The organism is Cnuibacter sp. UC19_7 (assembly GCF_042699995.1).
Lineage (GTDB): Bacteria > Actinomycetota > Actinomycetes > Actinomycetales > Microbacteriaceae > Cnuibacter.
Genome location: NZ_CP170560.1, coordinates 1,476,940 through 1,489,579, shown reverse-complemented (window position 1 = coordinate 1,489,579; position 12,640 = coordinate 1,476,940). Strand labels below are relative to the sequence as shown.

At 71.8% G+C, this 12,640-nt stretch carries 12 protein-coding genes and 2 tRNA genes; 10 read left to right on the top strand and 4 right to left on the bottom strand.

Annotated features, from left to right (window positions below; all coding sequences use genetic code 11):
- Nucleotides 1-5: 5 nt before the first annotated feature.
- The 4 genes from ACFJGV_RS06980 to ligD all read left to right on the top strand — a co-directional run bounded on the left by ACFJGV_RS06980 (nt 6) and on the right by ligD (nt 2,576).
- Nucleotides 6-77: transfer RNA gene (locus ACFJGV_RS06980), tRNA-Thr, on the top strand.
- A 29-nt stretch (nt 78-106) separates the two neighbouring features.
- Nucleotides 107-180, top strand: a tRNA-Met gene (locus tag ACFJGV_RS06975).
- A gap of 277 nt (nt 181-457) precedes the next feature.
- A complete protein-coding gene (locus tag ACFJGV_RS06970; protein ID WP_378147876.1) occupies nt 458-1,267 on the top strand; it encodes a TrmH family RNA methyltransferase in 810 nt (269 codons plus the stop codon).
- Nucleotides 1,268-1,349: 82 nt separating this feature from the next.
- A complete protein-coding gene (gene ligD / locus ACFJGV_RS06965) occupies nt 1,350-2,576 on the top strand; it encodes a non-homologous end-joining DNA ligase (RefSeq protein WP_378147874.1) in 1,227 nt (408 codons plus the stop codon).
- Between the two features lie 70 nt (nt 2,577-2,646).
- On the opposite strand, the gene ACFJGV_RS06960 is transcribed toward ligD, so the two are convergent.
- Entirely contained in the window at nt 2,647-3,573 is a 927-nt protein-coding gene (locus tag ACFJGV_RS06960; protein ID WP_378147873.1) for a Ppx/GppA phosphatase family protein, read from the bottom strand.
- A gap of 40 nt (nt 3,574-3,613) precedes the next feature.
- Between ACFJGV_RS06960 and ACFJGV_RS06955 the strand changes: the two genes are divergently transcribed.
- The 5 genes from ACFJGV_RS06955 to ACFJGV_RS06935 all read left to right on the top strand — a co-directional run bounded on the left by ACFJGV_RS06955 (nt 3,614) and on the right by ACFJGV_RS06935 (nt 7,509).
- Nucleotides 3,614-4,057 (top strand): MaoC family dehydratase N-terminal domain-containing protein, encoded by a 444-nt coding sequence (locus ACFJGV_RS06955; protein WP_378147871.1) that lies wholly within the window; start codon nt 3,614-3,616, stop codon nt 4,055-4,057.
- Nucleotides 4,054-4,506, top strand: coding sequence for a MaoC family dehydratase (locus tag ACFJGV_RS06950; RefSeq protein ID WP_378147870.1), 453 nt, complete (start codon nt 4,054-4,056; stop codon nt 4,504-4,506). Before ACFJGV_RS06955 ends, ACFJGV_RS06950 begins: the two co-directional genes overlap by 4 nt.
- Nucleotides 4,506-5,648, top strand: a complete 1,143-nt coding sequence (locus ACFJGV_RS06945; RefSeq protein WP_378147868.1) for a UDP-N-acetylmuramate dehydrogenase — start codon at nt 4,506-4,508, stop codon at nt 5,646-5,648. The genes ACFJGV_RS06950 and ACFJGV_RS06945 overlap by 1 nt, the downstream gene beginning before the upstream one ends.
- A gap of 110 nt (nt 5,649-5,758) precedes the next feature.
- Nucleotides 5,759-6,754, top strand: coding sequence for an ATP-binding cassette domain-containing protein (locus tag ACFJGV_RS06940; protein WP_378147866.1), 996 nt, complete (start codon nt 5,759-5,761; stop codon nt 6,752-6,754).
- A 2-nt stretch (nt 6,755-6,756) separates the two neighbouring features.
- Nucleotides 6,757-7,509: an ABC transporter permease gene (locus tag ACFJGV_RS06935; protein WP_378147865.1), complete on the top strand. Its 753-nt coding sequence runs from the start codon at nt 6,757-6,759 to the stop codon at nt 7,507-7,509.
- A 49-nt stretch (nt 7,510-7,558) separates the two neighbouring features.
- Here the strand turns inward: ACFJGV_RS06935 and ACFJGV_RS06930 are convergent, their stop codons facing one another.
- On the bottom strand, nt 7,559-8,341 hold the full coding sequence (locus ACFJGV_RS06930; RefSeq protein WP_378148655.1) for an ABC transporter permease: 783 nt from the start codon (nt 8,339-8,341) through the stop codon (nt 7,559-7,561).
- Between the two features lie 128 nt (nt 8,342-8,469).
- The gene (locus ACFJGV_RS06925) at nt 8,470-9,417 is read right to left on the bottom strand and encodes an ABC transporter ATP-binding protein (RefSeq protein ID WP_378147864.1); all 948 of its coding nucleotides are present in this window, start codon (nt 9,415-9,417) and stop codon (nt 8,470-8,472) included.
- Between the two features lie 96 nt (nt 9,418-9,513).
- Here ACFJGV_RS06925 and ACFJGV_RS06920 point away from each other — a divergent pair, with 96 nt between their 5' ends.
- Nucleotides 9,514-10,296, top strand: coding sequence for an alpha/beta fold hydrolase (locus ACFJGV_RS06920; RefSeq protein WP_378147862.1), 783 nt, complete (start codon nt 9,514-9,516; stop codon nt 10,294-10,296).
- A gap of 266 nt (nt 10,297-10,562) precedes the next feature.
- On the opposite strand, the gene ACFJGV_RS06915 is transcribed toward ACFJGV_RS06920, so the two are convergent.
- Nucleotides 10,563-12,605 carry a hypothetical protein gene (locus ACFJGV_RS06915; RefSeq protein WP_378147861.1) on the bottom strand — a complete coding sequence of 681 codons (2,043 nt, stop codon included), beginning with the start codon at nt 12,603-12,605 and terminating at the stop codon, nt 10,563-10,565.
- Between the last annotated feature and the right edge of the window lie 35 nt (nt 12,606-12,640).

Here is a 12,640-nt window from a genome sequence, read left to right as displayed (position 1 = left end):
AGTGCGCCCCCTTAGCTCATTGGTAGAGCACTTCCTTGGTAAGGAAGAGGTAGTGGGTCCGATTCCCACAGGGGGCTCCGGTCTCCGGTTCGCCGGCGACGACCGTGGCGGGATAGCTCAGTTGGTTAGAGCACACGGCTCATAATCGTGGGGTCGCGGGTTCAAGTCCCGCTCCCGCTACGAAACCCCCGAGATCTCGCCATCTCGGGGGTTTTTCCTTGCCCACGCGCCTTCGTCCGCGCGTCCTTGCCCAGGCGCCTCCGGTCTGCCGGCTTGCGATCCGCGATGGGCCGGGCGTGAGTCGGGCCGCGGTCCGCACGGGGGAATGCACGACCGCGGCCCTGGCACAGCGGCCTGGGGGGAGGCGCGGTCTGTGTTGCTCACCAGCGTATCGATCGGGCGGGATCCGTCAACGGGGGTTGACTGAAGAATCTGATCGAGTGCGTACGATGGGCGGGTGCCCGTCGTCCCCGTCTCGTCCCTGGACGATCCCCGGCTCGCGGACTACGCCCACGCCACCGACGTCGCGCTGAAGAAGGCCCAGGGCACCGAGCACGGGCTGTACCTCGCCGAGTCGCTCCTCGTCATGCAGCGGGCACTCGCCGCGGGTCACGTCCCGCGCAGCGTGCTCGCCCTCGGCACCAGCGAGACCGAGGCGGTCGACGCGCTCCGCGCATCCGGTCACCCCGATGTGCCCGTGTTCGTCGGGCCCGCCGAGCTGCTCGCCGAGCTGACCGGGTACATCCTCCACCGCGGCCTCATCGCCTCGATGAACCGCCCCGCCCTGCCGAGCGTCGACGAGCTCCTCGACCTGACGGACGCCCGGCGGATCGTCGTGGTCGAGAACGTCGTCGATCCCACCAACGTGGGCGCGATCTTCCGATCCGCGGGGTCGATCGGAGCGGATGCAGTGCTCGTCACGCCCCGCTGCAGCGACCCCTTCTACCGCCGCGCCATCCGCGTGAGCATGGGCACCGTGCTTCAGGTGCCCTGGACCCGGACGGGCGCCTGGCCCGAGCTCGCCGACATCCTGCACGCCCGCGGTGTCGAGGTGGCGGCGCTCGCCCTCACCCCGGATGCGGTGAGCCTCCGGGAGTACACCCCTCCCGCCCGGGTCGCGCTGGTGCTCGGCACGGAGGGGGAGGGGCTCACGCCCGAGGCGCTCGCGGCGTCGGATGTGCGGGTGCAGATCCCGATGCTCCACGGGATCGACTCGCTCAACGTGGCCGCGGCCTCCGCCGTCGCGATGTGGGCCGTCAGCGGCTGAGGCGCCTCCATGGCGACCCCGCCCCCGCGGCGTTCGCCCGCAGCCCCTCGCCGACGCGCGGGAGGCGGACTACGGTGACGGCATGCCCTCCACGAAGCCGGCCGAGATCCTCGAGGTCGAGGGCCACGAGGTGCGCATCTCGAGCCCCACGAAGATGGTGTTCCCCGATGCGGGTCTGACGAAGCTCGACCTCGTCCGCTACTACCTCGCCGTGGCCGACGGCGCCCTGCGAGGGGCGGGCAGCCGCCCGATGGTGCTCAAGCGCTACCCGAAGGGCATCGACGTCGAGCCCTTCTTCCAGAAGCGCGTGCCCGAGAACCACCCGGACTACGTCGAGACCGCCACCCTCCACTACGCGCGTGGCACGTCGGCGGAGGAGGCGGTCATCCGCGACGCCGCAGGCCTCGCCTGGGTCGTGAACCTCGGCTGCCTCGACCTCAATCCCCACCCCGTGCGCGCGGAGGACCTCGACCATCCCGACGAGCTCCGTGTCGACCTCGACCCGATGCCGGGCGTCGAGTGGTCGCAGATCGTCGACGTCGCCCTCGTGGTGCGCGACGTCCTCGACGACATGGGCCTCGTCGGCTGGCCCAAGACGAGCGGATCGCGCGGGCTCCACATCCTCGTCCGGGTCGCACCCGACCGCGACTTCGCGGCGGTTCGCCTTGCCGCCGAGACCCTGGCGCGGGAGGTCGAGAACCGCGCACCGGGGCTCGCCACCGCCCGCTGGTGGAAGGAGGAGCGCGGGGAGAGCGTCTTCGTCGACTTCAACCAGAACGCCAAGGACCGCACAGTCGCGTCGGCGTACTCCGTCCGTGCGCTGCCCGACGCCCGCGTCTCGACCCCGCTGTCGTGGGACGAGGTGCGCGAGAGCCGCCCCGAGCTCTTCACCGTGCGCACGGTGGCCGAACGGTACGCCGACATCGGCGACCCGCACGCCGGCATCGACGGGGCGGTGGGGTCGCTCGATGCTCTGCTGGCGCTCGCGGACGAGCTCGGTCCCGCCGAGAATCCCCCGCGCGGCACCTCGCGCGACGGGCGCCGCACCTCGACGATGCCGCTCATCGAGGTGGCGCGCACCAAGACCAAGCCGGAGGCCCTGGCCGCGCTAGACGAGTGGCGCTCACGCCATCCGGACGTGAACGGCGCCCTCCACCCGGCCGACGTCCTCCTCGACGGGATGCGCGGCTCGTCGTCGCTCTGGTACCGCGTGCGCGTGAACCTCCAGCACGTCCCGGAGGAGCTGCGCCCGCCGCAGGAGCCCCTGCTCGCCGACTACGACCCCTGGGCCGGCCGCACCCCGTCCTGACTCGGCCGCCCGTCGGCCCCGCGCCGCCCATTCCCGCGGAACGCGATCCGCGAGCTGCGGAGCGAGCCCCTCACAGAGAGTCGAGGTAGCGCAGCAGGATGCCCTCGCGGAGGGCCCACGGGCTCACCTCGAGCTCCTCGACGTCGTACAGCTTCATCACCGAGTGCAGCACGATGGCGCCGCCCACGATCTGGAACGTCCGGTCGGGTGTGATCCCCGGCAGCAGCTGACGCGCCCCGGCGTCGAGCTGACCGAGCCGCGGGATCCAGTCCTTCAGCTCGGAGCGCTTCAGCGTCATCCGGTCTTCACCCGCCGCGCCGACCGAGGTCGATCCGGCGAGCCGCGCCAGCGAGCGGATGGTCTTCGACGACCCCACCACGTGATCGTAGGGTCCGATGCCCTCGAACAGCGGGAGCGCATCCGCCCGCATCACCTGCCGCGAGTGGGCCCGCAGGTCGAGCATCTGCTCGGGCGTGGGCGGATCCGCCGGGAAGAACTGCACGGTCGTGCGCCCGGCGCCGAGCGGCAGCGACACCGCGACCTCCGGGATCTCGTCGCGCCCGGCGGCGATCTCGAGCGACCCGCCGCCGATGTCGAACAGCAGGATGTGGCCGCTCGACCAGCCGAACCAACGGCGGATGGCCAGGAACGTCAGCCGCCCCTCGTCGTCGCCCGAGAGCACGCGCAGCGCGACGCCGGTCTCCTGCTGGATGCGGGCCAGCACCGCCTCCCCGTTCGTCGCCTCGCGCATGGCGGACGTCGCCATGGGCAGCAGCTCCTCGATGCCCTCGCGCTCCGCGACCGCGACGGCGTCGGCGATCGCCGACACGATCGCGGCGACGCCCTCCTCGCTGATCGCCCCGTCGGGCTGCAGGTAACGCATGAGCCGCAGCACCGACTTGTGATCGGCGGCGGGCACGGGCCGCGCCCCCGGGTGGGCGTCGACCACGACGAGGTGGACGGTGTTGGATCCGACGTCGAGGACTCCGAGGCGCACGCTCCGACCGTACCGCAGCGCGCATCCGTAGACTGGACGCGTGCCAGTGAACCCCGATCTGGTCGGTCGCGCCTTCGAGCCGGTCGGCCCCTACCTCGTCGGTCGCGAGAAGGTGCGGGAGTTCGCTCGCGCCGTATTCGCGTCGAACCCCGTGCACGACGACGTCGCGGCCGCGCAGGATGCGGGCTACCGCGACCTGGTCGCGCCGCTCACCTTCGCGGTGGTGCTGCAGCAGCTGACGCTCGACCAGCTGCTGGCGAGCGACGACACCGGCATCGACTTCGAGCGCGTGGTGCACGGCGAGCAGCGGTTCACCTCGACCCGGCCCATCGTGGCCGGCGACGAGCTGACCGCGACGCTGGCCGTGACGAGCGTCAAGACGCTTGGCGGCAACGCGATGGTGACCAGCGAGTCCGAGATCCGCGACGCCGACGGCGAGCACGTCGTCACCGCGATCTCGACGCTCGTGGTGCGAGGGGAGTGACCGTGGCCGACGAGATCATCGTGCATCCGTACGGCGTGGGCGACGTCGTCGCCCAGGCGACGTACGAGCTCACCCGCGACTCGCTCGTCCGCTACGCGGGCGCCTCGGGCGACTTCAACGACATCCACTACCGCGACGACGTCGCCGAGCGTGTGGGGCTGCCGGGCGTGATCGCGCAGGGCATGCTCACGATGGGTGTCAGCATCCAGCCCGTCGTCGACTGGCTGGGCGACCCCGCGAAGGTCAGCGACTACCAGGTGCGGTTCACGCGGCCCGTGGTCGTGCCGGCCGAGGGCTCCGCGACCGTGGAGGTCGTCGCGACGATCAAGGAGATCGACGAGGCCGCGGGCACCGCTCGCGTCGACCTCACGACGACGTTCGACTCCGCCACCGTGCTGGGCAAGGCGCAGGTGCGCGTCGTGCTCCCGTCCGGGCCGTCGTCGTCCTGATGCGGTCGACCGCCGATGCGCCTCTTGCCCCCCTGACCACGATGCGGGTCGGCGGGCCGGCTCCGCTCCTCCTCGAACCCGAGACGGAGCAGGAGCTGCTCGACACCGCGAGCGAGGTCTGGGACTCCGGGCTCGACTGGTTCGTGCTCGGCGGCGGCTCGAACGTCGTCGTGGGTGACGACGGGTTCGACGGCACGGTCATCCGGGTCGCCACGACCGGCATCGCGCCGGTCATGTCGAAGGTCGGCACCGCACGCCTGCGGGTGCAGGCGGGTCACTCGTGGGACGACCTCGTCCGGCACACGGTCGAGCAGGGTCTGGCGGGCATGGAGGCGCTCTCGGGCATCCCCGGGTCGGTCGGGGCCTCGCCCATCCAGAACATCGGCGCGTACGGGCAGGAGGTCGAGTCGTCGATCGTCTCGCTCGACTTCCTCGACGCCGGCACCGGCGCGGTGCGCCGCATGCAGCGCGACGAGCTCGAGCTCTCGTACCGGTCGAGCGTCTTCAAGCGCGGTCTCGAGGGTGTGGTGCTGTCGGTGACCTTCGAGCTGTCGGATGCGGGCGACGGCCTCTCCTCACCGGTGCAGTACGCGCAGCTGGCGTCGGCGCTCGGCGTGCGGGTCGGCGAGCGGGCGCCGCTCTCCGAGGTGCGTGCGGCTGTGCTCGCGCTGCGCGCGTCGAAGGGGATGGTGCTCGATCCCGCCGATCCCGACGCCGTGAGTGCCGGCTCGTTCTTCACCAACCCGATCGTGTCGGAGCGCTTCGCTCGCACGCTCCCCGGCGATGCGCCGCGGTGGCAGGTCGAGCCGGAGGAACCGGCGGTGGTCGTGCCCCTCGGCGAGCTCGTCGACGGGATGGAGATCCCGTCGATCGACGACCGTTCCGCCTCACCCCTGCCCACCGAGTACCACGTCAAGCTCAGCGCGGCATGGCTCATCGAGCATGCGGGGATCCGGCGCGGCTTCTCGCTCCCGGGGTCGCGCGCCGCGGTCTCGTCGAAGCACACGCTCGCGCTGGTGAATCGCGGCGGAGCGAGCGGTGACGAGATCGGGCAGCTGGCCCGGTACGTGCAGGGCCGCGTGCTCGCCGAGTTCGGTGTGCTGCTGCAGCCGGAGCCGCTGTTCGTGGGGCACTCGCTCTAGGTCCTCACTCCTCCTCGCTTCTCCCATCAGGACCGAAACGGACCTGATGGCACGACAGGATGTCGGATGTCGGTGGAAACCGACAGAATGTCGGCGATGAGAGGAGTGCCATGACATCCGCATCCACGGGGATGATCAGTGCCAGAGGCCTCGCCCGCACCTTTGCGGGTCGAGGGAAGGACAAGACGCCCGTGCAGGCCGTCGTGGGGGTCGACCTCGACGTCGCCGACGGCGAGATCGTCGGCTTCCTGGGCCCCAACGGCGCGGGCAAGACCACCACGCTGCGCATGCTCACCACGCTGTTGAAGCCCACCGCGGGCACGGCGACCGTCGCGGGCTACGACGTCGCGACGCAGTCGCACGAGGTGCGGCGCAGCATCGGCTACGTCTCGCAGAGCGGTTCCACCTCGCCCGAGGCGAGGGCGGGCGAGGAGGTCATCGACCACGGCATGCTCTACGGCATCAGCCAGCGGCAGGCCGAGGCACGGGGCCGCGAGCTGTTCGACCAGCTCGACCTCGAGGGGCTCTGGGATCGCCAGCCGCGCGCCATGTCGGGCGGCCAGCGCCGCCGCCTCGACATCGCGATGGGACTCGTGCACGACCCCCGCCTGGTGTTCCTCGACGAGCCCACGACCGGGCTCGACCCGCAGGCGCGGGCCAACCTCTGGACCCACATCTCCGCCCTCCGCACCGAGCGCGGCTCCACGGTGTTCCTCACCACGCACTACCTCGACGAGGCAGACGCGCTCTGCGACCGCATCCTCGTCATCGACCACGGTGCGATCGTGGCGAGCGACACCCCGGATGCGCTGAAGCGCCAGGTCTCGGGCGACCTCGTCGTGCTGGCGCCCTCCGACGCCGAGCGCGCAGCGGAGGTCGCCGGACTGGTCGATGCCGTGGCCGACGGCGTGGTGCAGGTGACGCGATCCCAGGGCGGCACGCAGGTCAGCGGCCGCGTGCGCAACGCCGGTCACGAGGTGCCCGGCCTGCTGCGCGCCCTCGATGCCGCCGGTATCGCGCTGGAGTCGATCGAGGTCGAACGGCCCACCCTCGACGACGTCTTCCTCTCGCTCACCGGCCGCTCGCTCCGAGAGGAGAACTCGTGATCATGTTCTGGAGAGACACGTACATCGTCTTCCGCCGTCAGCTGCGCATGGCGGTGCGCAACCCCGCCTGGGTGATCATCGGGCTGATGCAGCCCATCCTCTACCTGGTGCTGTTCGGCCCGCTGCTCGAGCCCATCGCGGGTACGCTCGGCACGCAGAACGCCTACACGCTCTTCGTGCCCGGTCTGCTGGTGCAACTCAGCATCTTCGGGTCGCTGTTCGCCGGCTTCAGCCTGATCTCCGAGTGGCGGGCCGGGGTGATCGAGGCCGAGCGTGTCACGCCGGCCTCGCGCACCGCGTTGCTGCTCGGGCGCATCCTGCGCGATGTGCTGCAACTGCTGGTGCAGTCGGTCGTGCTCGTCGCGCTCGCCTTCGCCTTCGGGCTCACGGGGTCGGTGCCGGGCATGATCGTCGGGCTCATCCTCGCGGTACTGCTCGGCGCCGCCTGTGCGGCGGCCTCGAACGCGCTGGCGCTCACCACGAAGAGCGAGGACGTGATGGCCCCGCTGCTCAACAGCATCGCGCTGCCCGTACTGCTGCTGTCGGGCATCCTGCTGCCGATGACCATCGGGCCGCAGTGGCTGCAGACGGTGAGCGACTTCATCCCCACGAAGTACATCGTCGACGCCGTGCGCGAGCTGTTCGTGGGCGACTTCCTCACCCTGACCACGCTCTGGGGTGTGGTGTGGACGGTGGTGCTCGTCGCCCTCGGGCTCTGGGTGGGCACCCGGACGTTCCGCAAGGAGAACGCCTAGCGCGGCGTGCGCGGCGTCACGTCTCGGCGTCGTGTTGCCGGTCTCGTCGTCAGCCGTCCTTGCGGATCCACCGGAAGGTGAGGCGGCTGACGACGAGACCTGCCACGAGCCAGATGCCGAGCGCGATGGCCACGCCGGCGAGGTTCCACGAGCCGCCGGCCTCGGCCGACTCGAAGGTCTCGGGCAGGAAGACGGCGCGCATGCCCTGGGCGATCCACTTGAGGGGGAAGACGCTCGCCACGGTCTGCAGCCAGCCGGGCAGGTTGTTGAAGGCCAGGTAGACGCCCGAGATGAACTGCAGCACGAGCAGCGGCGGGATCACCACCGCGGTGGCGCTCTTGCCGGAGCGGGGGAGTCGCGAGATGGCGATGCCGAGGATCGCCGAGGTGACGATGCCCAGGAGGTAGATCCAGGCGAAGGTGAGCCAGGCCTCGGCCGTGGTGGGCAGATCCACGCCGAAGGCGAAGCGGGCGAGCAGCAGCAGGATGACGATCTGCGCCGCCGACGTGACGAGCACCTGCCCCATCTTCCCGATGAAGTACGAGAGCACGGGAAGGGGCGTGCCCCCGAGCCGCTTCAGCGTCCCGTCGCCGCGCTCCACCGCGATGTCGACGCCGAGGTTCTGCACGCCGCTCAGCAGGATGCCCGCCGAGATCATGCCGGGCAGGTAGTAGGCCGCCTGGCTGATGCCGCCCGAGCCGTCCGGACCGGCGCCCACGTTCCCCATGCCCTGGAACGCGACCGAGAAGATCCCGAGCAGCACGACCGGGAAGAGGAACGTGAAGAAGATGGTGTCGCCCTGGCGGAAGTACACCCGGGTCTCGTAGGCGATGCGAGAGGCGCCGAGGCGGAGCGCATAGCCGAGGCCGAACGACGCTCGGCGCGCCGGGGCGCCGGGCCCTCCTGCTCCCGTTCTGCCCGCTCCTGTTCCGCTAGTCGCGCTGTTCGTGCGCACGGTGCTCACGAGCGGGTCTCCTCTCGGGCGTGGTGTCTGTGGGCGCCCGGGCGTCCGGATCCGGCGTCCTCGGTCGCTCGTCCCTCGGCGGCCTCTTCTGCCTCGTCTGCCTCGGCCTTCTCGACGAGGTCGAGGTAGATGTCCTCGAGTGACGGGCGGATCACCTCGAGGTCCTGAGGTTCGCCGCTCGCGGCGAGCCTCGCCACGAGGGTCCCGGGCTCCGTCGTGCGCTCCTCGTGTGCTCCGGAGGCGTCGCGCCACCGCACGATCGGCACCCGCCCATCCGGCGGGCCGAGCTTGTCGACCGGGCCCATGTCGATCACGCGTCCCCGGGCGATGACCGCGGCGCGGTCGCTCAGCTGTGCCGCCTCGTCGAGGTAGTGCGTGGTGAGGAGGATCGTGGTGCCCTCCTTCGACAGCGAGCGGATGAGCTCCCAGAATTGGCGCCGGGCCTCCGGGTCGAACCCTGTGGTGGGCTCGTCGAGGAACAGCAGCTCGGGCCGCCCGATCACGCCGAGCGCGACGTCGACCCGGCGACGCTGGCCACCCGAGAGGGCCCGGACGCGGGTGCTCGCCTTCTCGGTGAGTCCCACGGCGGCGATCACCTCGTCGACGTCGCGGGGGTTCGGGTAGAAGCCGGCGAAGTGGCGCAGCTGCTCGCGCACGGTGACGTTGCCGCTCTCGCCGGTCTGCTGCAGGACGATGCCGAGGCGGGCCTTCCACTCGAGCCGGCCGTGCCGCGGGTCCTCGCCGAGCACCGACACCTCGCCCGCGGAGCGGTCGCGGTAGCCCTCGAGGATCTCCACCGTCGTGCTCTTCCCCGCGCCGTTCGGCCCGAGGAGCGCGAAGGTCTCTCCGCGGTGGATCTCGAAGTCGACGCCATCGACGGCGGTGAACGAGCCGTAGCTCTTCACCAGGCCGCGCACGGACACTGCGATGTCAGGTTCCCCCATGCGTCCATGGTCTCAGTCGCGGGCCCGTCGCGCGACAGGGACATTTTCCCCGTCTCCACCCTGATGAGCGATCCTCGATTCTGCGATACTGAGGTGATGAAGATGTTCGGGCGGACCCTGCGCGACGCTGCTCCCCGGCTGCACGTCGCGGTCGACGAGGGGGAGGGGCCGGTCGTGGTGCTCGTGCACGGCATCGCGTCGTCGTCGGCGAGCTGGGAGGCGGCGATCCCGCTGCTCACGCCCCTGTACCGCGTGATCGCGATCGACGTGCTCGGGTTCGGCGCGTCGACGGCCCGCCCCGAGACGCTCTTCACCCTCGATGAGCACGTCGCTGCGCTCCACCGCACGCTGACCGGACTGCACCTGCCGGGCCGTTTCACGCTCGTCGGACACAGCCTGGGTGCGCTCATCTCGGCGCGCTACGCGGCCGTGCATCGGCGCGCGGTCGAGCACCTCATCCTCGCGTCGCCGCCCATCTACCCGCACGCGCGCTACATCGAGGAGCGGGTCTCGCGGATGCGGGTGGGCGGCTACCTGGCGTTCTACCGCTACCTGCGCGAAGACAAGGGCCGCGCTCTCGGTGCCCTGGGTCGCGTGCGCGACATGTTCCGCGTGCGGGGCCCGCAGATCGACGACGCCACCTGGCAGGCGTTCGCGCTCTCGATGCAGAACTGCATCGAGCAGCAGACGACGATGACCGACGTCGCCCAGGTCGCCGTCCCCGTCGAGATCGTCTACGGCTCCCGCGACCAGGTCATCGTGCCCGGGCCCGTGCTGGCGTTGGGCGTGATGCACCACGTCACCCTCCACGAGGTCCGCGGCGCCGACCACTTCGTCCGCCCGCCCTTGGCCCGCGAGATAGCCCGCCTCGTCCGCTGACCCCCCTGAGAGTGCTCGCGCTCCCGCCGAGCGCTCACTTCTGGCGCCACTCCGGCGCGGATGCGAGCACTCGATTCCGCGTCCCCGGCGTGCATCCTCGAGTGGCGACTTCTGGCCCCCATCTTGCGCGGAGGAGGGCGCGAAGGCGCTCCTCGACGCTGCCCGGCTGCAACCCCAGCGGGCGGCGTTCAGTGCTCACTTCTGTCGTCACCTCGGCCCGGATGCGGGCGGGAGTGAGCAGTCGACCCGCGGGTCGCGTGGCGGGGTCAGTGCGCGGCGCGGTGGTGCGCCGCGCGGCGGCGCGGGGCACCACCGGCAGCGCGCTCGGGCACGAAGCGGAACCAGCACCAGACGCCCGCGGTGACGGCCGTGACGGTGGCGAAGGCGAGGAGCCAGCGCGCGGTGTCGCCACCCACGGCGTTCCACGCCTCGGGCAGGGGCGCGAGCGCCACCATCGCGGCGACCGCGGTCAGCGAGGCCAGCGCCCCCCAGCCCGTGCGCGCCCCGCGCCAGAGGTCGGCGCCCGCGAAGAACCGCAGCGGGATCATCGCCACCACCGCACCCGTCAGCGCCTCCACCGTCATCGCGGCGAGCACGTCGACGCCGAACGAACCCCCTCCGCCGTTCACCCCGCCGACGAGAGCGGCGTGCGCGAACCACGCGCCCACCCCGGCCACGAGGAGGCCGACGACACCGGCCGCGGCTACTCGAGCGGATGTGCGCGACCGCCCGTCCGCGGCCGCCGTGCCGACCGCGACACCGAACACGAACCCGGGCTGGAGCAGCGCCGCCCGCGAGAGCAGCACGGTCAGCGCCGTGACCACGACCGAGTGCCCGTTCGCGGTCACCTCGAGGCGGCTGCCGCTCGCGCGAGCGATCGCCGCCATCAGGGCGAGCGCCAGCCCGTTCACCACGAGCGAGGCGAGGGCGAAGGCCCCGGCGAGGCGCAGGAAGCCGCCGTCGGCTCCGGCCTCCGGAGCCACGAAGGCTCCGAGCACGGCCGTCGCGGCCACGACGAGCGCCACGGAGATGACGGTGCCGCCGAGTCCCCGCTGCGGGAGCCGCGGCAGGCGGGGCAACCTCTGCACCCAACGGAGCGCGGCGCTGCGGCGGAGGCGCTCGGAGTTCGCCTCCAGGGTCGACTCGAGCATGCCGGCCGGCACCATCACCAGGAGGATCAGCCCCAGGGCGGCCGCCCCGGTGAACACGAGCGTCGGACCGCCCGCCTCCAGCACGGCGCCGGGGCTTCGCAGGGAGAATCCGAACGTCGTCGTGGTCCCCGCCGCGGACGAGTCTGCGCCGGCACCGAGCGCCGTCTCGCGAGTGCCCGCGGCGATGTCCCCTCCGGTCGACCCGGTGTCGTCGGCCGCAGGCGCGGCCAGAAGCGCCTGCGCGGGGGTCTCGGCAGTCGGCCAGGGTTCATCCCCGGCACCGCCGGCGAACACCGCACCATCGGCGAACACCGCGCTGCCGCTGCTGCTGTCGCCGGCAGTGTCAGCGCCGGCAGCCGCCCCGCCACCCGCATCTCCCGTCACACCCTCCATGCCGCCCGCGGGACCACCCCCGGTACCCGCCGCAGGTTCGCTCCCGGGCCCCGGTGCCTCGGGACCAGGCACCTCAGGCGTCCCCGGATCGTCAGGCGCCCCGACCACTGTGCTCGCCCCTACGAGCACCGACAGCGGCATCCCCCACGCGATCATGGCGGGATCGAGCGCCCAGCTCTGCCCTGCGCGCACCGTCCGACTCGCGGATCCGGTGCCCGCCATGAGTGCGCACCCCCACGCTCCGGACGCGTCGACGGGGGTCGAGCATCCGTCGCCGTCACTCACCTCGACGACCACGGTCGCCCCGGGCGTGCCCGATCCGCTGACCCACGGGGCAAGCGCGTCGACCGTCACCCGAGCGGCATCGTCGGCATCGCCCACCATCGTCGGCACCGAGATCACCCCGAGGGCAGTGGCACGGAAGACACCACCGCTGTCGCTCGAGAACGAGAGCGTGCCGATCAGATCGGGAAGCACGGGAAGGTCGTCGCACGCCCACGCGCCGTCGGGCGCGACGAACACATCGCAGACGTCGAGCGCACCGTCGGCCCACGCCAGGCTCACGTGGATCACCTCGCCCGGCTCACCGCTCCCGGTCAGCGCCAGCGGAACCGACCCATCCGACCCGCGCAGCAGCACGGTGCCGTCGGCCGGGCCGTCGCTCACCGGCGGCACGGCGGCGGACGCGGGCGCCGATGCACCCGCGCTGAACGCCGTCGCGACCACGCCGCAGAACAGCACCATCGCGACCGCGGCGCAGGCCATGCCTCGAAGGGGCGCCGAACTGAGTCTTCCTCGCA

Excerpts from the sequence above, each read along its gene's own strand:
- ligD (WP_378147874.1), top strand. The coding sequence starts at position 1,350 with ATGCCCTCCACGAAGCCGGCCGAGATCCTCGAGGTCGAGGGCCACGAG.
- ACFJGV_RS06945 (WP_378147868.1), top strand. The coding sequence starts at position 4,506 with ATGCGGTCGACCGCCGATGCGCCTCTTGCCCCCCTGACCACGATGCGG.
- ACFJGV_RS06940 (WP_378147866.1), top strand. The coding sequence starts at position 5,759 with ATGACATCCGCATCCACGGGGATGATCAGTGCCAGAGGCCTCGCCCGC.
- ACFJGV_RS06935 (WP_378147865.1), top strand. The coding sequence starts at position 6,757 with ATGTTCTGGAGAGACACGTACATCGTCTTCCGCCGTCAGCTGCGCATG.
- ACFJGV_RS06925 (WP_378147864.1), bottom strand. The coding sequence starts at position 9,417 with ATGGGGGAACCTGACATCGCAGTGTCCGTGCGCGGCCTGGTGAAGAGC.
- ACFJGV_RS06920 (WP_378147862.1), top strand. The coding sequence starts at position 9,514 with ATGAAGATGTTCGGGCGGACCCTGCGCGACGCTGCTCCCCGGCTGCAC.
- ACFJGV_RS06915 (WP_378147861.1), bottom strand. The coding sequence starts at position 12,605 with ATGGCCTGCGCCGCGGTCGCGATGGTGCTGTTCTGCGGCGTGGTCGCG.